23 protein-coding genes are annotated in these 25,481 nt (G+C 37.7%); 1 reads left to right on the forward strand and 22 read right to left on the reverse strand.

The window, feature by feature from the left end; genetic code table 11:
• Nucleotides 1-6 precede the first annotated feature (6 nt).
• The 13 genes from HMPREF0873_RS03625 to moaC form a co-directional block, all read right to left on the reverse strand.
• The gene (locus tag HMPREF0873_RS03625) at nucleotides 7-774 is read right to left on the reverse strand and encodes a hypothetical protein (protein ID WP_038125503.1); all 768 of its coding nucleotides are present in this window, start codon (nucleotides 772-774) and stop codon (nucleotides 7-9) included.
• Nucleotides 775-783: 9 nt separating this feature from the next.
• A complete protein-coding gene (locus HMPREF0873_RS03630) occupies nucleotides 784-3,084 on the reverse strand; it encodes a hypothetical protein (protein WP_008714394.1) in 2,301 nt (766 codons plus the stop codon).
• Nucleotides 3,085-3,098: 14 nt separating this feature from the next.
• Complete coding sequence (locus HMPREF0873_RS03635) at nucleotides 3,099-3,335, reverse strand: hypothetical protein (RefSeq protein ID WP_008714395.1); 237 nt, start codon at nucleotides 3,333-3,335, stop codon at nucleotides 3,099-3,101.
• 154 nt (nucleotides 3,336-3,489) lie between these two features.
• Nucleotides 3,490-5,073 carry a DNA cytosine methyltransferase gene (locus tag HMPREF0873_RS03640; RefSeq protein WP_008714397.1) on the reverse strand — a complete coding sequence of 528 codons (1,584 nt, stop codon included), beginning with the start codon at nucleotides 5,071-5,073 and terminating at the stop codon, nucleotides 3,490-3,492.
• Nucleotides 5,074-5,271, reverse strand: a complete 198-nt coding sequence (locus HMPREF0873_RS03645) for an excisionase family DNA-binding protein (protein ID WP_008714400.1) — start codon at nucleotides 5,269-5,271, stop codon at nucleotides 5,074-5,076.
• A gap of 221 nt (nucleotides 5,272-5,492) precedes the next feature.
• The gene (locus tag HMPREF0873_RS03650; protein ID WP_008714401.1) at nucleotides 5,493-7,736 is read right to left on the reverse strand and encodes an autotransporter outer membrane beta-barrel domain-containing protein; all 2,244 of its coding nucleotides are present in this window, start codon (nucleotides 7,734-7,736) and stop codon (nucleotides 5,493-5,495) included.
• A 146-nt stretch (nucleotides 7,737-7,882) separates the two neighbouring features.
• Nucleotides 7,883-8,602, reverse strand: coding sequence for a DUF4198 domain-containing protein (locus tag HMPREF0873_RS03655; protein WP_004696641.1), 720 nt, complete (start codon nucleotides 8,600-8,602; stop codon nucleotides 7,883-7,885).
• Between the two features lie 265 nt (nucleotides 8,603-8,867).
• A complete protein-coding gene (typA, locus tag HMPREF0873_RS03660) occupies nucleotides 8,868-10,679 on the reverse strand; it encodes a translational GTPase TypA (protein WP_004696644.1) in 1,812 nt (603 codons plus the stop codon).
• Nucleotides 10,680-10,876: 197 nt separating this feature from the next.
• Nucleotides 10,877-11,824, reverse strand: a complete 948-nt coding sequence (locus HMPREF0873_RS03665; protein WP_038125504.1) for an epoxyqueuosine reductase — start codon at nucleotides 11,822-11,824, stop codon at nucleotides 10,877-10,879.
• Between the two features lie 139 nt (nucleotides 11,825-11,963).
• Nucleotides 11,964-12,893, reverse strand: a complete 930-nt coding sequence (gene murB, locus HMPREF0873_RS03670) for a UDP-N-acetylmuramate dehydrogenase (RefSeq protein ID WP_008714405.1) — start codon at nucleotides 12,891-12,893, stop codon at nucleotides 11,964-11,966.
• Nucleotides 12,868-13,233, reverse strand: a complete 366-nt coding sequence (locus HMPREF0873_RS03675; protein ID WP_008714407.1) for a YlbF family regulator — start codon at nucleotides 13,231-13,233, stop codon at nucleotides 12,868-12,870. The genes murB and HMPREF0873_RS03675 overlap by 26 nt, the downstream gene beginning before the upstream one ends.
• Nucleotides 13,234-13,338: 105 nt before the next feature.
• Complete coding sequence (gene trmL / locus HMPREF0873_RS03680; RefSeq protein ID WP_004696651.1) at nucleotides 13,339-13,824, reverse strand: tRNA (uridine(34)/cytosine(34)/5-carboxymethylaminomethyluridine(34)-2'-O)-methyltransferase TrmL; 486 nt, start codon at nucleotides 13,822-13,824, stop codon at nucleotides 13,339-13,341.
• Between the two features lie 28 nt (nucleotides 13,825-13,852).
• A complete protein-coding gene (gene moaC / locus HMPREF0873_RS03685) occupies nucleotides 13,853-14,365 on the reverse strand; it encodes a cyclic pyranopterin monophosphate synthase MoaC (protein ID WP_008714409.1) in 513 nt (170 codons plus the stop codon).
• A gap of 108 nt (nucleotides 14,366-14,473) precedes the next feature.
• Between moaC and HMPREF0873_RS03690 the strand changes: the two genes are divergently transcribed.
• Complete coding sequence (locus HMPREF0873_RS03690) at nucleotides 14,474-15,151, forward strand: metal-dependent hydrolase (protein ID WP_008714410.1); 678 nt, start codon at nucleotides 14,474-14,476, stop codon at nucleotides 15,149-15,151.
• A 107-nt stretch (nucleotides 15,152-15,258) separates the two neighbouring features.
• Here the strand turns inward: HMPREF0873_RS03690 and HMPREF0873_RS03695 are convergent, their stop codons facing one another.
• From HMPREF0873_RS03695 to HMPREF0873_RS03735, 9 genes are all read right to left on the reverse strand, one after another.
• Nucleotides 15,259-16,902 carry a VWA-like domain-containing protein gene (locus HMPREF0873_RS03695; protein ID WP_038125505.1) on the reverse strand — a complete coding sequence of 548 codons (1,644 nt, stop codon included), beginning with the start codon at nucleotides 16,900-16,902 and terminating at the stop codon, nucleotides 15,259-15,261.
• A gap of 135 nt (nucleotides 16,903-17,037) precedes the next feature.
• Nucleotides 17,038-18,138, reverse strand: coding sequence for an AAA family ATPase (locus tag HMPREF0873_RS03700; protein ID WP_008714414.1), 1,101 nt, complete (start codon nucleotides 18,136-18,138; stop codon nucleotides 17,038-17,040).
• A gap of 12 nt (nucleotides 18,139-18,150) precedes the next feature.
• The gene (locus HMPREF0873_RS03705) at nucleotides 18,151-18,957 is read right to left on the reverse strand and encodes a hypothetical protein (RefSeq protein WP_008714415.1); all 807 of its coding nucleotides are present in this window, start codon (nucleotides 18,955-18,957) and stop codon (nucleotides 18,151-18,153) included.
• A gap of 112 nt (nucleotides 18,958-19,069) precedes the next feature.
• Nucleotides 19,070-19,720 (reverse strand): TrkA family potassium uptake protein, encoded by a 651-nt coding sequence (locus HMPREF0873_RS03710; RefSeq protein ID WP_008714417.1) that lies wholly within the window; start codon nucleotides 19,718-19,720, stop codon nucleotides 19,070-19,072.
• Nucleotides 19,721-19,755: 35 nt separating this feature from the next.
• Nucleotides 19,756-21,117 (reverse strand): TrkH family potassium uptake protein, encoded by a 1,362-nt coding sequence (locus HMPREF0873_RS03715; protein WP_008601570.1) that lies wholly within the window; start codon nucleotides 21,115-21,117, stop codon nucleotides 19,756-19,758.
• Between the two features lie 6 nt (nucleotides 21,118-21,123).
• On the reverse strand, nucleotides 21,124-22,128 hold the full coding sequence (locus HMPREF0873_RS03720) for a carbohydrate kinase family protein (RefSeq protein WP_008714419.1): 1,005 nt from the start codon (nucleotides 22,126-22,128) through the stop codon (nucleotides 21,124-21,126).
• A 339-nt stretch (nucleotides 22,129-22,467) separates the two neighbouring features.
• Nucleotides 22,468-24,108 (reverse strand): heme anaerobic degradation radical SAM methyltransferase ChuW/HutW, encoded by a 1,641-nt coding sequence (gene hutW / locus HMPREF0873_RS03725; RefSeq protein ID WP_008714421.1) that lies wholly within the window; start codon nucleotides 24,106-24,108, stop codon nucleotides 22,468-22,470.
• A 21-nt stretch (nucleotides 24,109-24,129) separates the two neighbouring features.
• Nucleotides 24,130-24,648: a flavodoxin family protein gene (locus HMPREF0873_RS03730; protein ID WP_008601576.1), complete on the reverse strand. Its 519-nt coding sequence runs from the start codon at nucleotides 24,646-24,648 to the stop codon at nucleotides 24,130-24,132.
• Nucleotides 24,649-24,676: 28 nt separating this feature from the next.
• On the reverse strand, nucleotides 24,677-25,480 hold the full coding sequence (locus tag HMPREF0873_RS03735; RefSeq protein ID WP_008714423.1) for an energy transducer TonB: 804 nt from the start codon (nucleotides 25,478-25,480) through the stop codon (nucleotides 24,677-24,679).
• Nucleotide 25,481: the final 1 nt, after the last annotated feature.

Genomic DNA, 25,481 nt, shown 5'->3' on the forward strand with positions numbered 1-25,481 from the left:
GATATATTAATACTCCATAAGTTCTTTAAATGCTATATCACAAATTTCATCTGTAATAGTTCTCAAGCGTTCTTCCTTTTTTTTCTTAAAGCATAATTTATAGTATTTTTTTGCCCACATTGCCTTAGTTTTAATTTTTGCAGATTTTGGATGACTAACCTCGAACACTTTAAAGAGTTGTCTCCATTTTTTGCACATAAGCATAATAGAATCATATATTTCAAATAGCTCAGATTGGCTAAATACACTTGTATCTTTATCTTTTAAATAAAGATGCAATGCTTTTTCAAACTCTCGCCAATCATCTTCTCGGATTTTTTCATCCAAACTTTTTATCCACTCAAATATACGAGAGTCTTCCCTATTCCCCACTCGATCTAAAATATCTTGCCATTGACGCCAGCTCAGCTTTTTAACAGCCTCTACTTCTTGCTGTGCTAAGATATAACATTGTTGATAAAAACTTCTTGTTACAGATTTAGCTCCTTCATTTCTTTTCCGATTTTCCTTAGTAGCTAAAGTTTTAATTTCATCCCAAAATCTTCGACGATCTGTTACTGATATATTATATCGTTCTAATAGTTCACCAAGAAATAGGCCTAAATTGTATTTGTATAATACATTTTTACCATATTCTTGAAATAAATCTTCTTCAATAATAGGTATTTCTTTTTGGAGTGTTTCTAAAATCTCATCAACAGTAGCTTTCTCTTGTGATGACAGTAATCCATCATATACAAGATGCCCATCCACCAACCTAACTATATGTCCCATTTGCAACACCTACTCTAGACTTTTATGATAAATCTTTTCAATTTTTTCAAGAACTTGTTCTGCGGCCTCTTGAGGTTCTAAGTTTAAAAAATTATTATCTATATCACCAAACATATCATATCTACCTTCAGATAAATATAGCAATACATATTGTTTTAACATTTGCTCACGAAGATATGCCATCTGTAAATCAGGGTATGCCTCCATATTATGATAAGCTGCATGTCCTATATTTAAATATATTGTTCGATTCGCACCAGGCTGATTCCATGCACGTTTATAATTTTCAGGAGCATCGATACTTTGAACTTCAAATGCATCATTTTGTCCATTCTTATCATCCATATTCAAATAAATATTTAGATTATATGAAGTAATTTTATCACCTTTTTCAAACTGTTCATCGTCCTCATTAGCAATTAATCTAGCTCTTAATTGTATCATTCCCTCATTTAAATATTTCTCATAAACATTACGTGCAAAAGTAATATGATCTATATAGGGTGTAAAAATTTCTTCGAATGGATTTAGTATTCCAGAAAATGAACCAACATCAGTAATCTTAGAAGCATTATCCATTACATTGTGAATACTAATATTAAGTTTATAATTCAATGTATAATTTCTTTTATTCTCAATTCTATAACAAACATTTGTAATTGAATCATCAAAATTTACTCTACGGCTACCCTCTATAGGAAATGTACATTCATGTAAAGAAAGACTAACTGACTCTCTAGTATTATCAAGTTTATTAATATCATAAAAATATGGAAGCTCTTTCTTTTTTTCCTTACCACTACCAATAACCTTTACAGATAATATAATTCTATTTTCGGAGTATCGTAGCGAACTATCAGGATTTATAACATGAGAAAATTCTTTTTTAAAGACATCACTAGGTTTAATAATTATTTCATCTTTATCAATATATGAAATAATTTCACCCGAATCAGGACTTAATACATATAAGGAATAAGCAAATTTTTTATCAATTGTATATGAGCTTGTAATTCTCATCGAAAATTTAATTTCGTCACCGCTGGTAACCTGCTCACTCCCCTTAGCCGGATATTTGATATCTTGCCAACGTACATCAAAATCAGGTTTTTTAAGTCCTATACCTAAATTTTCATATCCTAATTTACCAAACAGATCCTGTAACTCTTCTGCAATTTTGGTAAGGTTATCTTTTAACTTTTTATCTTCATACTCTTGGTTTTTAATATACCCCCATTTAATTAGCAGAGATTGAACCATTTGATTACAAAACGCTTTTAAATTTTGATATGACTTAGAGTTCTTTTTACCTTTACTGACACCAAAATGAACTCTATCTTCGATTTCAGAGAGCCCATCTTCCCACGCCTCATCAACTTCAATATATCCCCAAAATTTTTTATTTATTTTCTCGGGGATATCCTTTAGATCGACGTCCCCAATCTTCATTCCTTTTCTATAGTAAGAGATTCCATGCCACATACTATCTTTGGTATCAGAAACATATAATCCAAAATGTTTTACTCTATAACCGTCCATATATTTTTCAGAATTTTGTAATTCAAAAATATGCTCAACATTAAAAGGTTCTGATGGCACTTTAACCATTTTCCCGTTTACAGAAATAGAAGCACCCTCATCTAATCGCTTAATTATTAGCCACCAAGATTCTTGAATATATGAAACTATATCTCCATTTGATATAGATTCAACTAATTCTTTTTTAGGAGATTCTATAATTACACGAGTACCTACATTTTGTTTTGGAACAAGCCCAGTAAAGTCATAAATAAAATTTTTAGCTTCATCATTTTCAAGTGCTACAGATTGAACCTGTCCACACTTATTCATATTCGCAACATATAACCCATCTTCTCTTAATGAGTCAAAATAATATGTATACGTATCTGAAGCTACTGAATAAACACTCTTTCCAGCCCCGAACAAACCTCCCCCTGTAGCATTACCGCCGGAGTTAAACATTGATGTAAACCGTGCTAAACGTTGTGTTGAATCAAGTGTCTCACCTGCTGCCATTAATTTATTAATCTCTTCAGCTGGAATATTCGCTCCAGTTAACCCCATAGTCCCCGAGTCTTCTACTATAACAAATTCGCCTTTATCAGTTTTACAAACGGATATATTGCAAGACCAATTCTTCCATTTATTTGTTTTTCTTGCGCCAACTGCATTTTGAATTGCATCCTTTTGAAAACCATTGGGAAATGTTACACCAGCATCTTCATAGGCACCTAAAATCCATTCAACATTATTCTTATAATTTTGAGGTATTGCCGTCATCTTATTCATCAATTAATCCCCCTTTAATCTAAAGAAAAACGAGCACCTTTCTTACTTTCAGTTTTATTAAATTTCTTTTTTACCTCCCTCACCTCTGACTCTATAGTACTGAAGATTTTATCGACATCTGATTGTGTGTAACTGTACGTACTTGTATTTGAACAATTTCCTAGTAACTGTAACATGTCAATAATTTTATTAGTTCTTGCCTCTGCTAATCTAACAAATTTATCTCTTTTTGATTCCTTATCTTTTTTCATTTCTATGACAATCCTTTTTTAACGAAACTTATACTAAAAATATAACATATATATTCTATATATTCAAATATATAAATAATATTTACCATATATTTGAAAAATAAAAAATAATATCCATCAAATATTATTAATTTTGATGGATATTATTTTGACTTTATAATATATAATTTAATATTTGTTGTGCTATAGCTTTCGCTAATAATGGAGGAACTGCATTTCCTACTTGTTGAAATTGTGAATCTTTAGTTCCTACAAATCCAAATTTATCAGGAAATGATTGAAGTCTTGCAGCCTCTCTAACTGTTAGCCCTCGATTTAAAATAGGATGAATCCACATAGATTTTCTTACATTAACAACGGTACCTGAAGGTTCATTTAATTTAAGTCGTAAATAAATTGTATTTTGAGTTCTTTCAGGTTTTGTATATGTATTTTTCATATTTTCGGAAAGACTATGAAAATTTTGACCAGGTTTAATTGCTTCAAAACGTTTCAATGCCAATTCAGAGGTTTTTGTAGTTATATGGTTTTTAACGGTTCCACTCCCCTGTCTCATCATATTAGCATAATCACTTAGAATATCATCAGAGTTATAAGGGATCTCTTTGTAATCTTTTTCATACCCAGCTTCATAAGAAACTAAATCCATTATCGCATCTTCTACAGTATTTATATTTAGAGTATCAGGATTTCCAGGAAGTGATGGGTTTATGTTAGGATATAAATCCTTTCTAATACCTATAACTATATATCGTCTACGAGTTTGAGGCACCCCAAACCATTCCGCATTAACAGTTGAACCTATTTGACTATATTCACCACCTAAAATAGCATTTATATAATCTATTACAGAATATGAATTCACCTTAAATATTAAATGAGAATCCCCCTTAATTTCAAATTTACCTATCAATCCATTATTCTTTATCTCTTGTATCGTATGAATTACTTTCTGAAGATTAACAATATACTCAATAGAGTTTAATTTGTTCTCAATATTATTGTTAGTTAATGAATCACAAATAGCTTGTAATCTAAATTTAATAGAAGCATCTATCTCTTCATCAAGAAAGGTTGTAATTCGTCTAATTAACCCCAACCTATTTTTTTCCAAAAATCGCACTAATCTTCTTTCATTCGATAAATTCTTATATAGTATATTTAATAATTTAAAAATCTCAATTGGAATTAAAAATCTATTAAGGCATATATCATCAATCATTGTATAATCAATGTTCTCAAATTTTTCATTTGTTATAAATAGAGAATCTAATCTTTTAGGAATATCAAATCCATCCTCAATTAGCGCATCTATCTCTTTATTATCACTGATTGATTCATAAAATCGGTGAGTGTCTGATCTAAGCATACTCACATTTTCCATTACAAATGCTTTAGGTTTGATTTCTTTTATAGCTCTAAAAAATTCTTTAACTAAACTATTATTCATACTAATTAAATGATTTTTCTGTCTATTAGCATTTGAAAAACCTTGACATGGGGGGCCACCTATTACTACATCAATACCACCTAATTTTTCATTTAATTCCATAAAATCATATCCGTTGATATCTTCAATCATTGTAAATGTAGGTTTACCTTCAACAATATTTTTTTTATATGTAGCTTGTGCATTTTTATTAATTTCAGCCGCAGCTAATACCTTAAACTTTCCAGTCATTTCAAATCCAAGGCTTAATCCTCCGGCGCCTGCAAATAAGTCAATTGTTTTTAACATTTACTTATCCTCATTCCTACTATTTAAGCAATATGTTTCATGTAACCAAGTATCTACTTCACTTATTTTAAACTTCCATTTTCTATCAAATTTATAAGCAGGCATGTTCTGTAATTTTATCATTTTTTTTATTGTATCTCTACTTACACCCATATGCTCACAAATTTCATCCATTGATACCCAACGTTCAACTGCCATAACAACCACCTCTTTCATATATTGATATAGTATCATACTAAATTTAACCACTCAATACAAAAGATTATGTTTTATTATGTTTTAATATGTTTTATTATGTTCTAATAAGATTTATTGTGATTTTTTACTAATCGACATTTTGATATAAAATAAGTCAGTTTAGACGATAATTAAAATAACCTCTGTAACAGTATATGCTACAGAGGTTGTTAATTGTTCAATTAAAAGTTATGTCGTATCCCAGCATCAATGCGCCATGTATTTTCTACGATAGCACCAAAGTTTTTGGTGAATGTACCATATAGATATGTACTAGGACGGACACTCCAAGACCCACCAATTTCAGCATCAAGCCATGTATCCTTCAAATCTACTGTTGTTTGTACTGTTGGATTACCTGGTGCGGAATATGTTGTATTTGCCTTACCAGAGAATTCATGCGCTAATGCTAATTTAGCGAAGATATTGGATTTTTCTGTTTCTTTCCCAATGCCAATACCAAGTCTGCCTACAGCAGAGTTCACAGCATCAGCTTTCACATGCATAGAACCACCACCGACAACAGAGGCATCATAGGATACACCATTCAAACGGCCTACAATAAATTCTACACTAGGATCGATGTAGAAGCCATTTTCCTTCTTAATACGTTTACCATATTCAGCGCTTAAGGATGTGCCATATGTATGGTAATCACCGTTCACACGTTGTCCACCTACGGAGTAGAGCTTATAATCATTGGATAATCTATTACCACGTGCAATAATATCTAAATAACGACCATCATCATGTTGTTTTGTGCCATATACGGCGATGCCGCCAAGTTTGCCATCACCACTGCCGTTAGCGTATGAATTACTAGAAGTACTGTAATCAATAGCGCCACCGAAAATCCAACCATTAGAAGCCTTATGATCGTAGCCGACTTGTACACCATTATTCGTCATGTGTGCATCAGCACCATCTGTGATTTTAGATTTACCGCCTATATTTTTTGCCCATACACCTTGGTTTGTATTAGCTAAACGAAGATCTCCTAAACGGCGTTGTAAATCATTGCTATTACTCTTCCATGCCATAGCGGTCGATGTAAGAGCAGATTTTGTGCCACTTACCAATGATGATTCACTAGCACGATTAATCTTTGTTGTATCATTTACAACAAGGCGCCCCTGTGAATCAAAATGATTTGCACCAAGCTCTGCGACAGCACCTGGACGAGTAATACCTTCATTGATTTGAACAGTTGTACTCAGTTTCTTATCATTGCCAGTATATTGTAATTTATCGGCTAAGGCTTGTATTTCCTTACGGTAGCTATCATCATTAGTCAAGTTAGCTCCATCGCCTTGCAACGTAATATGGCTATTATCTGCAGCATGTTCAACAACGATATTCCCCTTTCCATTTTCACTAGCTGGAACACCGGCCTTATAAACAGCATTCACATAGCCGCTATAATTTTGAATTGTAATAGGTCGTGCATCAATAGGATGAAGTATACCGGCCGCCGATGGACTTGATCCACCTACGAGATTGCGAACCTTACTGCCCTTGTATAGATATGCTGCATTATCCCCAGATGGACGTTCTCTTTTAGGGGTAGGACGCTCCATACCAATCCATTCATTATTCCAAGTTCCTCCATTTTGTAAGTAAATGTCAGCACCAGAATTATGCGGGTTCTTATTGCTTTCAGCATATTCATTTAGTACGGCACCCGTAAGTTTAGAATTAGGTGTTGTAAAAGCTAATGCTATATTCGTTGGCGTTTCGTTATGATTTGGATCACGTCCATAATCCTTATTAATTAACCCTACATTCCCAACAGCGACCAATTCTTTAGAACCTGGATGTTTTCCGTCAGAGCCTGTATTAACGTATACATTACCCTCTTCTGCCACCACAGAGTAAGTATCAGAAGTTTCTAAAGGATGAGTTATGATACGTCCACCACCCTCAACAATGATATGACCACGTTGATTAGCTTGTAAACCGACACCGATAGCATCAATATCTACATTGCCTTTGACGTGAATATTAGTATCTCCATAATCTCTATCAGGATTGTCCTTGCTGAGTCTTGGCACTTTACCGCCGTAACCAGCATACACAGCGCTCATATAGTAATGTCCGAGCTCTCTTTTGGATGCTGGTGCATCATTCTTTAACCGTACAACTAAATCCTTATCCACAGTCAATTGTGAACCAAAACCATTATAGATGCCCGTTACATTCTTACTTTTACCTGTTTCTGTTAAGCTTTTACCATGCACATTAACCGTCAAGGTATCCTCTATATGCTTGACTTCCGGTTGTGTTTGTACAGGTGACCCCATTGTTAAGCCAAGCAGTTCCTCCGCTTTATCACTTGTGGCATTAATTTCTGTAGCAAATGCAGAGCAGGTCATTCCAGTTAATACCAACGCAGCCATCACAGCCGATACATTTCGTTGTAATTTCATAAAAATCTCTCTTTCTTACCTCGCTTAATACGAGGCTCTCACAGAACGCATTTATACGTACACCCTAAAAATATAAAAAGACCCCCTAAGTCCAACTTAGGAGGTCTTGTTTATTTCACACACTTAGTAAATAGTTATATCCTATATTATTCAGGATTGATGATGAAGGACAATGCACTGAAGTATTTATTTTGCTCACCTTTAGTTTGAGTTGGGAAGCCCACTTCAACGCCTACTACGTTAAGGCCATTAGCACTTACAGTAACAGTTGCTTTACCATTAGCATCTGCTTGGCTTTCATTAGTAAGATCATTAATTACGTCTTTAATAAGAGGTGCATTTGCATATGGTTTACCGTCTTTCAAGACTTGGATTTCATATGTATCACCTTTTCTAAGAGTTAATGGGTTAACAGATGGAATGATTTGAATGAAAGCATCTTTATTATTGAAAGGTTTTGCTTCTGCATTCCAGTAGTGAACGTCATATTTAATGGCATGTGTACTTTTTTGAGCACCTGGTACTTCAGAGATTGGTTTATGAACAGTTTTACCATCTTTGTCTTTTGTCCAATAACCATAGTCAAAGTCAGTTACTGTAATACCCAATTTATCATTTGGTACAACTACTACATTTTTTTCATGTTTAATAACTTGTACAGGAATTACCATGCCATTGTTATCTAAACCAATGATGCTTTTTACCATTTCTGGGCTATACGCATCATCAACAGGGCCTTCGCCAAGTACTAGCGCTTTTTCATCTAAGCGGTTAGCAAAGAATACGCCATGCGCATCAACGGAAGAGCACACACAACCTGCAGCTAAACCTACTGCAAATAAAGAAGCTAAGATTTTCTTATTCATAAGAACCTCCATAATCAATAACTTTTTCAATAAACTTGTTATTATTATACAGCGTTACAAATATTTCGTATATACCAATACCCCTATCAGCAAGTTATTATGCGTATTTAGTATATTAACTTTTTTTTATACCCAATAATCATAAATGATAAAATTATCACCTATTTTCATGAATATATGACTTGTAAGAATATGTTAGATAAATACTTATAGATTAGATAAAAAAGGCGCTCCTTAAGGAGCGCCATTATATCCGCATGAGATATTATTTTTTATTCTTCGCTGCTTTCGCACGTGCGTTACGATCAAGAATTGTTTTACGCATACGAATGCTTTCAGGTGTTACTTCAACAAGTTCATCATCGTTGATCCACTCAAGAGCTTGTTCCAAAGAGAAGATACGAGGTGGAGTCAAGCGTACCGCTTCATCAGAGGAACTGGAACGCATGTTGGTAACATGTTTTTTCTTACATGGGTTAACATCCATATCAAGTTCACGTGTATTTTCACCGATAACTTGGCCTGCATACACGTCTTGGTTAGGACCAACGAACAATGTACCACGATCTTGAACGGAGTTCAAACCATATGGAGTAGTTTCGCCATTTTCGAATGCTACCAATGCACCACGTGTACGGGAAGGAATTTCACCTTTATATGGTGCATAACCATGGAATACATGGTTCATGATACCATTACCTTTTGTAGCTGTTAAAAATTGTGCACGGAAACCGATCAAGCCACGAGCCGGAACTACGAATTCCATACGAAGATAACCGGCCAATTCAACCATATTAGTCAACTCAGCTTTACGTTGACCGAGATTTTCCATTACGGTACCCATAAATTCCTGAGGTACGTCAATGGTCAATGCTTCGAGCGGTTCACACAATTGGTCGTTAATAGTTTTGAAAATTACACGAGGTTTACCTACTTGTAATTCGTAGCCTTCACGACGCATAGTTTCAATCAATACTGCCAAATGCAATTCGCCACGACCAGATACTTTGAACGCATCTGCAGAATCAGTTTCTTCTACTTTCATAGAAACGTTAGTTTCTACTTCACGGAATAAACGATCACGCAAGTGACGGGATGTAACGAATTCACCTTCGCGGCCTGCGAATGGAGAGTTATTTACGGAAAACACCATAGACAATGTTGGTTCGTCGATGGAGATGGATGGTAATGCTTCAGGATTTTCAGCATCCGCTACTGTTTCGCCGATGTTAATATCGTCGATACCTGCAAAGGCAATGATATCACCCATTTCAGCTTCGTCAGTTTCAACGCGATTCAAACCATTGTATGTGTACACACGACCGATTTTCGCTTTACGAGTGCTTTCACCGTTCATAATTGCCACTTGTTGATTAGTTTTCATTTTACCGCGAACGATACGACCTACGGCGATTTTACCGATGAAGTTATCGTAATCAAGTGTAGTTACCATGAATTGAAGAGGGCCTTCCATATCACCTTGTGGTGCCGGAATCTCATCAATCAATGTTTTGAACAACGGTTCCATGTTTACAGCTTCATCATCCCAGTTGGTTTTGGACACACCGGAACGAGCAGATGCGTAAACCACAGGGAAGTCGAGTTGATCATCATCAGCTTCAAGCTCCATAAACAATTCAAGGACTTCATCCTCAACCTCTTTAACACGTTGGTCAGGACGGTCGATTTTATTGATAACTACGATTGGTTTCAATTTTTGCTCTAATGCTTTACGCAAAACGTATTTAGTTTGAGGCATTGGACCTTCGTAAGCATCTACGAGAAGCAATACGCCATCAACCATGTTAAGTACGCGTTCCACTTCGCCGCCGAAGTCAGCATGGCCTGGAGTATCAACGATGTTGATTTTGATGCCATCATGCATAACAGCAGTGTTTTTAGACAAAATAGTAATACCGCGTTCACGTTCCAAATCGTTGGAGTCCATTACCCGTTCTGCTACCTTTTCATTCTCACGGAACACATGGCTTTGTTTTAATAATGCGTCCACCAAAGTAGTTTTACCATGGTCAACGTGGGCGATAATCGCTACATTACGAAGATTTTCGCGAATCATAAGATCCTCCCTTTAATTCTTTCAGTATATTCTATATCACATAGCCTCTGTAAAAGTAGCTATGTAGGTATATTTTCCAAAAATGGCAACAGTTAATTATAACGCAGTCTATAGAAAAAAGTCAAAATAGTACACCTATTCTAATCATGGCAATTTCAACATTCGATTATACTTTTGACTCATCTTAGGACAAAAACCTATTTACGCGCTATCGCCCGCTTAGCAGATTTACGCAACAACGGAATTTGTTTATCTGTTAAATGGAAACAGAATTTAGGAATCAGCTTTTTTATAATCTCCTCATCAGAAGCTTTCAAAATATATTCTGGCTGTAGCAACGGCTCTAATTCATCAAGTCCGGGATAATCCAGCCCTATGCTCCAGTCATGGTCTGCATTAAAAGGGCATGCATCCTGGCAGTTATCACAACCTAATATCCACGCCTCCAGCATATCGTCTATGACACCATCCGGTAACTTACCATCACCGAATGTATTAATAAAAGATACACATGTTAACGGATTCATAGTAAACGGTGCAGATAAGGATTTTGTCCTACACCCTTGCTGACATAAATTACAAGAATCCGGACATGGTGGTATCTCTAACTGTTGAATATACTTACAGGACTTATCAATTAAATAGCCTACCAGTTCATAGCTAGAACCTTTAGGTCCATAAAAAAAATTATTTTTTCGATAAATGCCTAAACCAGCTGCTACCGAAGCGGGCCGTAAAGGAATAATTCCGGCAGGTTTCGCCGTTTCACCGCCAATATATCGTATTCCATTTTCACCAAGCCAGACTTCAAAAGATTGCCGTCGTTTAAACTCATCACTGTGAGGAATATTTGACAAAGATAACAACAACCCTTTTGCATATCGGTTTCGAAGAGATACAGGAAACTTATAATCACCAAAATATTCAGTACAAACCACTATGGATTGTGCCCAAGGATAGTTTTCTTTCAATGTTAAAAAGGCATTACTATGTGCATATACCTTTTTACTTTCAGGTACATCTTCTAAACGCTTTATCATTCGTTCTTTATAAAAATCAAGTGCATCAAGAGGTACTATACCACAATCGTCATACCCACATGCTAGTGCTTTATCATGAATCTCTTGGGCCAACAAAGTATTCATATCATCGCCTCCCAAATATAGACTAACTATATAAATATCATACGCTTATAATGGACATAAAAAAAGATTTCTTATGAATCCATCATCCCTAAAAAGAGTAACGTTACATAAGAAATCTTATATTAGTATTTAGTTGATATTAGTCTTCACCAATCATACGTACTTCGGGCTCAAGGTGTACGCCATGTCTATCGTACACACGACGCTGTACTTCTGCAATCAAATCAAGTACGTCCTTTGCACTAGCACTACCTGTATTGATGACAAAGCCTGCATGTTTGTGGGACACTTGCGCATCACCTACAGACAACCCTTTTAGGCCTGTTTGTTCAATCAATGTACCTGCAAAGTACCCTGGTGGGCGCTTAAAGGTTGAACCTGCACTGGCATATTCCAAAGGTTGCTTTGATTCACGTTTTTCTGTTAACTCATCCATACGTGCCTTGATGGCATCCTTGTCGCCTGGTTTGAGTGTCATAATGACTTCCCCAATAACTTCATGATTATCGTGGAATACACTATGACGATAAGCAAAGTCCAAGTGAGATCCATCATACTCTTTAATATTTCCTTGGAAATCTACGGCTCTCACTGCAGTAACTACATGGCTCATTTCCCCATCATAAGCACCTGCATTCATAAATACGGCACCACCAAGTGTGCCTGGAATACCAATAGCAAATTCAAGACCAGATAAACTATTCTCCCAAGCAAATTCAGAAGCATCCTTTAACATATACCCGGAACCGATGCACAATGTGTTTTCGTTACAATCCATGATTTGGGTCATATGTCGAACTGATACGACAGCGCCACGGATACCTCCGTCTTTCACTAAAATATTAGATCCACAACCAATAATAGTTACAGGCACATCTAATTCGTGAATGGTACGAAGTGTAAAACTAAGTTCTGCCATCGTAGTAGGTTCAATAAATAAGTCCGCAGGTCCTCCAATTTTGAATGTCGTATGATGACAAAGAAGCTCCTGCTCTCGTACACGTGTACATGGTAATTTTTCTAATAAAGCTGTTTGTAATACCTTAATGTTTTGGTTGTTGTTCGCCATGATCTAACACTTTCATCCCCTCAGTGATTGGTTCGCTAATGATTTTATAAATATCATTAGAAATCTGGCTCCAACGCATTTGCGCTTGCAAATAAGCAGCCGCTGCAGCATTTTCTTGAATTTGAGGCATCAATTCCTCTTGTTTCTTTTGCAACTCATCCGCTTCTGGAGCACCAGACAACTTAGCGTATTCCCATTGCATTTGTTGAGCCATAAATGTGCGAACCAAACCCGTTGCTACTGCATCTGCTTTCACTGCTTCCTGAGCAGCCATTAACTCTTTGTACTCTTCAGATTCACGCATTGCGTGAGCTAAATCATGAGCTTTATCGTAGTTCATAATATCCTCCTCAAAACAACACCGTTAAAATCGCTACCGGTCATATAGATTTGGTAGATCTTCTAACACATACGTATAATATATTTCTCAATTATGAAAGTCTATTTATTTAGATTGAATCCAATTGCCTTCAGCCTTAAGATCTGGATAATCAAGTTGACGCATACCTTCATAAGCTATAATCGCCACCGCATTAGATAAGTTCAGAGAACGTGCTTCATCTACCATGGGTATACGAATGCATGTATCCTCTTTACCATCTAATAAACTTTCAGGCAACCCTCTTGTTTCAGGCCCAAAAACGAGCATATCACCGATTTCATATTTCACCTCAGAATGAGTATGCTTTGCTTTAGTAGTGGCATAGAAATATCTACGATCAGGATATTTCTCATATAATTCTTGAATATTTTCATGTACCTGTACATCTACCAAGTGCCAGTAATCAAGGCCAGCCCGTTTTACGTGCTTGTCATCAATAGAAAAGCCAAGGGGTTTGATGAGATGTAAGGTCATATGATTGGCGGCGCATAAACGCGCTATATTTCCTGTATTACCTGGAATTTCAGGCTCATAAAGTACTATTTCCATTTTCAATCCCCTATTCTTTATATCTATATTATTCTACAAAGGAACGGACAAAATGTCCACTTTTCCCGCCTTCTTTTTCTACAAGATATGTAGGGCCTATAATCATCCCCTTATCAATAGCTTTACACATATCGTAGACTGTTAAAAGTCCTACTTGAACCGCCGTAAGTGCCTCCATTTCAACACCTGTCTTTCCTGTCGTTTTTACGGTAGCATGAACTTTAACAGCTCTATTATGTGTAGCATCCGTACAGGCTGGACTTTCACCAGCAACAAGAGTACAATGCACCTCAACCTTAGTTAATGCTAACGGATGACAAAGGGGAATGAGATTACTCGTCTGTTTCGCCCCCATAATAGCTGCCAATTGAGCCACACTAAGAACATCCCCTTTTTTTATTGTTCCCGCCGCAATGCGTTCATAAATTGCATCATTAATAGCAATAAAGCCTTCTGCCACAGCAGTACGAGTTGTAATATCCTTATCTGATACATCTACCATCCAAGCATTTCCATCTTGATCAAAATGTGTTAAATCCATAATATATCCTTACTAATTATGTATAAATTATCACCAATAGTTTTATTTTCATTTATTATATTATACAATAGAATTAAGAATTGTATGTACAAGGAAGGAAGTGTTCCTATGAAAACAAAACTAACTTATTTTGGTCACGCTTGCTTTATGCTCACACGTGGCGATGTATCCATGATTTTCGACCCATTCTTGACCGGTAATACATGGGATATCGCTAAAAAAGAAGATATCAAATGCCAATATATCTTTGTCAGTCATGGCCATGATGATCACTATGGAGACACAGATTTTATTGCCAAAGCAAATGACGCCCTCGTTATCTCTACTGCTGAGGTAGCGGGTAAAGCAGCAGCTGCCGGTTGTCGTACACACGCCATGCATTTAGGTGGCAAGTTCGACTTTGAATTCGGTTCTGTTCGAATGGTTCCTGCCTTCCACGGCGCTGGCATCCCTGGCGGTCACGCTGCAGGTTGTATTGTAGATTTCTACGGAGATATCCTATACTTCGCTGGTGATACAGCACTCTTTAGCGATATGAAATTATTAAATCGCTTTGGTGAAATCGATTACGCACTTCTTCCTATCGGTGATAATTACACAATGGGAGTTGAAGATGCAGCCCTTGCTGCCTCTTATGTAAAAGCGCGTATTTCCATTCCAATTCACTACAAAACATGGCCTGTTATCGACCGTGAACCAGGTGTATTTACAAGTCTTGTAGAAGGCAAATATAACCAAACAGCACTCATTATCGATCCAGGCTCCTCTATTGAGCTTAACAACTAATAAAAGATCCACAGACCTAAAAATGACGCAATCCGCTGGATTGCGTCATTTTTGTATACCATTTTGGTTCAAGATTAAACCTATAAAAAAACATGCGACCTAATATACTAAATCTCTTGATTAGCCATAGAAAAGCCACCGCGATTAACCATACGTACAAACTCATCAATATCCTGAGTTTCATCAATCCCCACATAACCGAGTTCACGAACCATGCCGTACGGATTAAGCAAAGATAATTGTGGATTCTCACCGGTCAATACCCACAGCACCTTATAGCCTCTTGGCGTCTCTCGTAGTCGCTCTTCCCCTTTGCCATCTGTAAAGTATACAAGTAAATCTACACGGTTTTGATTAGCCAGAGAGAATACAGGAGTAAAGGCTGTAGCACCACGCACATCGAGGCGCGGCTTCACATCCTTCACGGATTCCATCGTATAGGTGCGGCGTACTTCATTATCACATTCTACAACAGTAATACGATGGTTATAGGCATGCACGATTTGTAGCACTTGCTCTAAAGCATTTGTAAACTCCACATCAGTTATACTACCACTCATGTCGAGAGCTACCCATACATTTGCCTTATGTTGACGTAATGTGCCAGACAACTCCAAACGCTCAGGTTGACGACGATTACGACGCATCGTCGTTTTTTTGTATCCACTCGCTACCTTGCCCATTAGCTTTTTAAGGTAGAAATACCAAGGCAAGGCACGACGTGTCTTTTGGAATGTATCGATAAGGCTTTTCACATAGCCTTCCATATCTCCCTTTGAGGCTTCGTTGATATAGCGCTCCGTGATTTGGTCCATCGTATCTGTATCAATAGAATCGGATGCATCCCAAATATCATGGCTGGTTTGAGGGTCAAACTCCATAGCAACCGCCGTATCTGCGTTATCAATAGGCACGAAGAGGTCTGGTTTTTCTTTCATAACCTTATCAATAGCCTTCGCATAATATTCAATGGTACGGAAACGCTTTAATAACAAACCAAAGCGCGCATTTACATTGGCTACCGTTACCGCATCACGGTCTACATGTTCAAGGTAATCGTTTACGACCATATCCATAGCCATATGGACTGCTGTTTTGTGAAAGCCTTGGCTCAGTGCTTTTACCCGCATCAAATGAGCAGAAATGATATGAAGAACTTCACGCTTAATACCATCCTTCATCACATCAGGCGATTGGCGTAACAAGATAAATGGATTTACATATAACACATAGCCGCCCTGTTTAAGATTAATACCAAAAGCACTGGCCATATCAAAGCGAATGCGATGAGTCATTTGTAAGTAAAAGTAACCAAAGAATTGGTCCTCTTCAAGAAGCAAGCTGTTTACATCATGCAATATATTCCACAACCGTTGCTCATAGGCCGGTGTCATTACGGCTTGCTGCATAACAGAGAGGTCTGTCCCCTCCACTTGTACGTCTTCAAGAGCACGACCGATAGTACCTATATGGCTATCCGACATATTATGGTTCATAAGATCAGCCGCTATACGTTCAGGCGCCATACTATGATGTTGTTCTTCATAGCTATCTACATAGGCCTCATAAGATGCGTATATTTGCGTATACAAAGCCTCTGCTTCGCGATGTATGCGCTCTCGTTTCGCATGCCATCGATCAAGAGCCTCGATAGCCTTCGCATCATAAGAACCCGTTTTTTCCCAGCCATCGATATGAGTCAGTAAATCCGATGCATCACGTATATCGTCCTTATCTAAGTTTCGTTGCATATTTACACCTCCTTTTCTTTAGAAAACAAATTTAATATATGTCATATGCCATATATCAATTAGCATAATAATTAATAATTTACTAAAGTCGATTATCTATATATAGCTTTGATTTGGTTAACTATACACATAGAATTATTTTTGCGCTTCAAAGAAAATATCTACAAAAAGGTCATCTTCAATAGCATAAGCGTAAACGCGCTCATACGTGTTACGAAGATCTTTCATAACCGCTACGCGCAAATCCCCTGGATACAAGGTTAAAAACTCCACAAAGTGATGTACTTCCTGCGCATTGCTATTGCGATTTAAACGATGCAACATATTTTTTGCTGCTACATAAAGGCGAGTTGGGCTTTCACCTTTAACCTGCTCAGCCATAGACATAATAGCACCTGGTTTTTGAACCGCTGTTAATACATCATCAAAGGTAATAAGAGGTTCTTGATCGGACTCGATAAAGTTTACAAAAGCCTCCGCAATGAGTTTACCTACGTTACCGCGGATAACATTCATAAATATATCGCGACTATAGCTTGTGCCCTCTTGATTCTTATAAATTCTATATAGACCGGACACGCGTTCAAAGGAACGAGGTGTGGCATCGATATCGTCTTCGTGACGTTGATTTAAATATTCTGGATAGGAAGAAATAAATTCAATAACCTTTTCTTCAATACCAGCACCAATAGCCCAGTCAATCCATTGCATATAATCAGCATTCATATAAAGCCATACGAATCGATTTTGTTGTGCCGGATCCATATCGATGGTTTGGTAATCAAAGGAATCTTCAGGGTTCATAGCGGCGATGATGCGCACTTGATCACTTAAAGAAAAGCCATTAATTTCACGGTTTAGAATAAGGTTCATCAACTCTTGTTGAACTGCATGTTCTGCGCGGTTAATTTCGTCGATAAACAACAATACTTGACGCCCTTTATCTACGGCTTGTGCCACATGTTCCAATGTATGATGCACAGCGTATACTGTAGTTTTCACATCTCGTGTATTGCCATGACCATCCGTATGAGTCACCGTTTCTACAGTAGGTAAACCACCGATTTCACCTTCTTTTAAGAGGTTTCCGTCGATAGTTACTAATTCCCAGTCGTGTGCCTCTGCAACACGCGTTGCGAGAGAGGTTTTACCAATGCCAGTCTCACCAACGAGCAAAGGCACTTGATTTGCAGCAAGCACTAATTCAACGCTTGCCATTGTATCTATAAAGTTCATCGTATCTCCGTTCTAATATTTCAAATATTCGCCTACTGCAATTTTCTTAACTATTTTGGTGCCATAAGCATCTATAAGTGACAACAAATCGATGGGCCATTTAGATTGACGTCCACCGATAGCTTTATTGTTGATTAACTCGCGTATATAGTCTTCATCAACTGTATCGCCGGAAATAGCATCTACAATTATAGCTTTGATTTCGTCTACTGTAACACCCAATGTATTAGGTATATAACCGACAATAGCCGCACTTACCTTAAATAGATGCAAGGCCAAGTCCTTAGTGAGGTTTGTAATCTGACGCATTGCCTGTGGATCTTGCTTTACTGCTGCTTCTAGAACAGTTACGCTAGGCTCATCAATGTAGCGCAAGGCTAAGTAACTTTCTTGCACGGCTTGTAACTGCACCGCCTCACTTGGAGTATTAATATATTGTAGGGCATCATAATTCGCCTTCACCGCTTCTAATTGCAATTCTTCAGATGGGTTTGCAATATAGCGAATAGCCCAGCCTGATTGAGCTAATGCACTTTGAATTAATGTATCAGACGGATTGTCGATATATTCTAAAACCGCCCAATCTTTTTCCACTAAGGCTTTTAACAATTCTTCTGTAGGATTTTCAACGAATTGTATAGCTCGTGGTGCTTGTGAAAGCGCCGTTTCAATAACCTTTTGAGTAGGTTCTTTAATATATTGTAACAACATGCCGTTTTGTCCCACACATGTAAGTTGCATAGCTTCTGTAGGATTTGGAATATTTCGAATCCCATGTGGGTTATTGGTCAGCGCCGTTATATATTGTTCCTCTGTCATAATAACCTTCATTTCTATATTAAAAGGCCATACGAATACGTATGGCCTATACTGAATTCTATCTTATTATATCATATTTTTTCGATATATTTATATCTCTTTCGTATACTTACTACACTGTTAATGCATCTAAATCAGAATTATTTCCTATGATTAATAGTTTATCCTCTGCTGAAAGAATCGTAAACGGATTAGGAGGGACTTCTAAATCCTCCCCACGCCTGATTCCTACAGCATTAAGATTATATTTCTCACGCAGATTAGAATCTTTCAAGCAAGTGCCTACCAAAAATTTTGGCATATCTACTTCAATAAGGCTAATACTTTTAGATAGCTGTAGGTAATCCATTACATGTTCTCGTGTCAACGATTGAGCTAATCGTTGTGCCACATCGTATTCTGGATAGATAACCATATCTACCCCCATCTTCTTGAGCATCTTACCTTGGAGTGCATTTTCAGCTTTCGAAACCACATGAGGCATTTTCATTTCTTTCAATAACATCGAAGTCATAAGATTTGCCTGGATATTATCCCCAATAGCAACAATAACTATATCAAATTGGCTCAAAGCTAAGGCTTTAATAGCCTCTTCATCAGTAGTATCTGCTACGATAGCATGTGTGACATAGGGGGAAACCTTTTGTACAATTTCTGGATTAATATCTACACCCAAAACCTCATGATTCATAGAGGCTAACATCTTGGCGATGGTCGTACCAAATTGTCCAAGACCAATGACAGCTATTGTTTTATATTTCATGCTATATCTCCTGATAGGCTAACTATTCTACTCAATTACAACAATACATTCTCTTCTGCATACCCAATTGGCTTCGTTGGTGACGTCCTAAGAGCCCATGTACCAATAACGGTCATAACACCCACACGACCTGTAAACATAACAAGCATCAGCACCCATTTACTGCTTTCAGATAAATCGGGCGTAATTCCCGTTGTAAGGCCTACAGTCCCAAAGGCAGACGTAACCTCAAATAGCAATCGAATAAAATCATAAGGCTCATCCCAAGCCAGATAACATGTGGCTATTAAAATGAGAAGAAGCGATAAAAATATAATCCCATTGGCTTTAAGCACGGTTACTAATGAAATACGACGTTCAAAAATCTCTGTATCTGGACGGTTATTAAACAAGGTACGCGATGCAAGTATGGTTACTGCTACGGTGCTAATTTTAACGCCTCCACCGGTAGAGTTTGGGCCAGCACCAATAAACATGAGAATAATAGTAACAAACAAGGTAATTGGATGTAATGCATTATAGTCAACCGTTGCAATCCCCGCTGTACGCGGCGTAATCGCTTGAAATAAAGAGGCCATTATTTTATTCCAAATCGGTAATGACCCAAAGGTTTTTGGATTTGACCATTCCACACCTAAAAAAATGATAGTTCCTAATAAGATAAGAATCGCTGTGCCTACTAACATAATCTTAGTGTGAAGTTTTAAGTCAACAAATCGTCTCACCTTACGGTGTGACCATATGTCAAAGGCCGCTAAATAGCCAAAACCACCGATCACAATTAGCACGGCCGTATTGATATTAAATAATATGTCCCCTACCATGGCATACGGTAGATCATTATCAAAAAATACAAATCCAGCGTTACAAAAGGTGGAAATAGCTTGCATGATACCTGTATATAATGCAGCCTGTCCAATATAAGGATATAGCTGAATCGTATAGATTATGCCTCCTACAATTTCAATAGCAAAGGTATAAAGCGTTAACTTTTTCGTAATATGTAGTAATCCAGTCATACCATCCTGTCCGACATCCTCGGACAAAAGCACACGATTTTTAAGGCCTACTCGTTTACCTAGAAGCAAAGCAATTATGGTTGTGAAAGATACAATTCCTAACCCACCTAACTGAATAAGGATAACCATTACAATCTTACCAAATAAAGACCAATGATAATAAGTATCTACAGTGGCCAGCCCTGTTACCGAAACACAAGATACGGCTGTAAAAGCGGCATCTACAAGAGCCGTCGTTTGCCCCTGAGCACTCGCCATCGGTAACATAAGCAATATGGTACCTATAATCATGACGCCTAGAAAGCTAAACGCTAATAATCGATAGGGATTTTGTTGCATGTACCGTTGTACATGAGAATGGGAAATATCGTGCCACATACTGATTTACTCCAATCCCATTAATTTATGTACAACTTGTAAACTTGGTAAAGGGCTACGGCCACCAATCCCTTGCGTATTTAAAGCTGCTACAGCGGACGCAAAAATAGCAGCCCTTTCTAGATCAGAATGTCCACAATATTGTAATAAATCTATACCATATGTAGAGGTCTTTAACCCTTCTACTGGGGCTAACTCTCTCAATAATGTAACAAGCTTTGAAAGAAATGCACCATGAAAACTATCTCCGGCCCCCGTTGTATCAACTACATATTCTTGAGGGAATGCCTGACAACGATAGAAAGTTCCATCAGGCCATACAAAATAACTACCATTAGCGCCATCCGTAACCCCCGCAATAAGAGCACCACGGTCATGAATGATACGACAAGCTTCTTCTAAATTAGTAGTGCCCGTATATTTTTCAGCATAATCACGAGCAACAATAGTAATATGACTTGACTCTGTAATAGATTTCATCTCTTCATCGTAGCGCTGTGCACCTCCATCGAGGGAGATAATAGTACCTGCCTTTTGTGCTAACGCCATGGCAGAACACATGAATTGTCGATGCCGTCCGTTAACATGTAAAATGAAAGCTTCTTTAATTAATTGCTTATGAGTATCTAAAAATACTGGCTCTGGCGCAGTAGAGCGTTCAAAAAATACGGCACGCTCGCCAGTGCTATGCTTTACTAGGATTGTAGCAACGCCACTCTTTTCCCCCTTTTCAATGTGGATAGCATCAGTATTAACATTATATTTTTTGAAATCATCTAAAATATGACGCCCCACCATATCGTCACCGATACTGTCAATCATGGCCGTACGTGCACCATATTTACCTGCAACGGCTAATGCTGTAGCTACAGGTCCTCCACCATCGGTGGTAGAAGATACAACTTGTTGTACCTCACGTCCCGTTGGGTAATGATCCACAACGATGAAGCGGTCTAATGTGCTAGCCCCAATACCTAATATATCTATTTCTTTTTGAGGACATGTACTCATACTAACCTCCTAAGCCTTTTATCAGCTATACAAGCAATATCACTTCACATCTTATAGATTTACTATCTCACTTATTGTTTTATGATTTTAACAGCAATTAGATTTTTATTGTCCTTATAGACTTATACATCTATTCCTATACATCTATTGCTATGCTTTTTAAAGTCATTTAAGTCTTATACCTACAGAATACCTTTCGCTCTATAAAAAGTAAACCCCAGACTACAGTCTGGGGCTACTTTGTACTACAGAGAGCACGTATATGTCACGTAATATGTCTTGTATATTATATGTTGGTTATTGGGAGAGGTTGTTAGAATTAAGGTGTAACATAACAGTTTAAGACATCATACGTTCCATCATATATTCAATCTCATCAGCACTTAAATTGTACATAGCTTGTACCATTCGTTCTGCTGCTTCGCCAGAAGCACCGCTCTTAGCAATTTCAGCTTTAGCCTTAGTAATAAGAGCCTCTTTACGTTGTGCTTCGGAATCTTCGTCAGTTGGTACAGAGATATTGGCTTTACCCTGGCCAATGCCACGTACCTCTTGGTTAGGATTTTCTTTAGAAGTTGTTTTTGTATCTTGTGCTGCTACTGCTTCTATAGCGAAGGAATTCTTACCAGTCATGATATATTCAACAGCTTCTAATGTACTTTGCGTAAGGTTTACAGTCCAGAATTCACCTGCATCAGTCAATTTATAAAGCAATCCATTATAGGCAACAAGACCTCGTTTTTCCCATAATTTATAGAGCCAGTTCAATTCATCTAATCTGGAATCCATTTTTACTAAGCTCATAATATTGAGGAATCCTTGTTCTAATTGACTTACTACTCGGTTTACGATAGGTTGTAAATCACTTTGTTTCATAAGGGCCATAAATGGTTTTTCACCGCGGGTAACCATATCTTCGTATGGTTTTAATGCACGATGTAACATCATCCCATAACCGTCGACGTTACCACCTGCACCACTACCAAATGGGAACATTGGAACGCCCGATTTAGCTAAAGTGTTATACAAGCTACGTTCACGGTTATTAGCACTCCAGTGAGCGGCACTCAATCGACGATAGGAACGTTCATCAAGGTATTTACGACCAAATTCAAACATATCCCCTTGCATCGCTGTTGTGGCTGCAGCTGGAACTTTGCCGTTTGTAATGTCTTTATTGAGATCACTACCATCAAATACATTTAATTGATATAAGTCCGCACCATCTACGCCAGAGCTTACCAAATCTGCTAAATCTTGTTCCCACACCTCCATAGTTTGACCAGGTAAACCATAGATCAAGTCAATAACAACAGAACATTGACCATAAGCTTTCAAAGCAGCTAGTCGTTCTAATACGGTTTCTTTCGTATCTAAACGGCCTACCATTTGACGTACTTCTGTATTGAAAGATTGCACGCCAATGGACATACGATTGACGCCGTTTGCCATCCAAACTTCAAGATTTTCAGGAATCAAATCGTGAATACGACCTTCTAAGGTAAGCTCATAATCGTTTGCCAACGGCAAGTACGCTTTAATTGCTTTGAGCAATCTTTCAGAATTTGTAGGTGATAAAGATGTTGGTGTGCCACCGCCGATAAATACGGCATGGATCAAACCATCTTTTAATCTCGAACGCTCACTAGCGAGCTTTAATTCACTGATAAGACCATCAATATATTGGTCTTCAACACTTTGACTCGTACCGTTTTGGAAGAAGCCACAATATGTGCATTTTGTCTTACAAAACGGAATATGAATGTAAGCGCATTGCATTTCGCCCTTTTTAGGAGTGCCATTCATTAACGAATCCCAAACGGCTTGTGTTTCTTTTGGAGAAACGAGCGTACCATTGAGACCTGCATGTACAACACGTTTATGAGGAAATGCACCACTCATCGGATTATCGCATTCTAAACCTAGTTGTAGATTGCGTTGTTTCTCCGGAATGGATTCAAAGAAACTTGCTAAACTCATACTCCAATCCCCTTTCAGAAATTAGGCTTGCAACTTTGCAAGTACAGATTTTGTAAATTCTTTTGCATTTGCAAAGTCTTGTTCATCTGGATGAGTTTCCGCCGCTTTATGTAACGCATCGCGTTCTGGGCTTTGACCATGTGCAGATCCAGGGGGGAACATTTTATACATCATTTCGATTACTTTAGGATCGATTTTACCTTGGCATACGAAGCCGTCTACAAGAGCTTCTTTGTTAGGCAATAATTCAGATGCTTTTTCGATACTTTCACGCGCATGATCAGAATCAGCATACATACCTAATGTAGCAAAGAATACTACATTAGGATTTTTTAAAGTTTCAATCAATTTTGCCGCTTCTTTATTCGCTGTGCCTCGATCCACCCAGAAACCTACGAATACTGTATCATAATCAGCTAAATTTTCAGGTGCATCTTTTACAGGAACGCAAGGTGTACCTTCAGGCATAACGGAAGCCATTGCTTCCGCTACACTTTTAGTATTTCCCGTAAGGGAAGAATATAAAATAATAGATTTCATATTTATCTCCTTTATTACTTAGATATATTTATTCTTCTTCATCTTCGCCATCGGCCTGTACTACAAAGTGTACAGGAACTTCTACTGGTTGTATATCCCCTGTTTCATTTGGATACGGAGTCGCTCGTCGCACTGCATCAAGAGCCGCTTCTACAAATATTTCATCCCCACCACTAGTTGGATATACGTCTATTAAATTACCATTAGTATCTAATTTAGCCATTACATTAATTGTAACATCTACGTTCATTTTACGCTTAATAGCCGCATAAGGAATTTGTTTTTGGCTATCTACAGCTGCATAAAAGCCCTCTACATTGAACGCTGCTTTACCTGTACCATGACCATCACCTTCACCGGTACCATCACCTGTACCAGTACCATGGCCTCTACCATCACCAACGCTAGTACCTTCACCGGTACCATGACCGCCACCAGAACCGCCACCTGATCCAGGGCCTGTGCCACCAACAGCGGAATTATCACCGGATGTATTGCCTTTATTTTCACTTGCTTTAGCTGCCACATCTACTGCATCAGGAATATCTGTTGCTGTAGATGGTTCAACATTTGCTACAACAGCCTTTGTTCTTGCCGCTACTTCATCTGCTGACAATGGTTTTGGGAACAGATCTGCTCTGTTACCTCCGCCACCACCAGCATGTCCACTGCCACCATCATCGAGCACACTTTGTGTGAGGTCGATTTCATAGGTATCCATTTCTTGAATGGCTGGAACCACTACAAAAAAGATTACAGCAATAAAGAGAGCAATAAGATGAACTACGGCGGATATAATGGCTGCTTTTTTCCATGATATGCCTAGTCCCATA

Origin of the sequence: Veillonella sp. 3_1_44 (genome assembly GCF_000163715.1) — a bacterium.
Classification (GTDB): Bacteria; Bacillota; Negativicutes; order Veillonellales; family Veillonellaceae; genus Veillonella; species Veillonella parvula_A.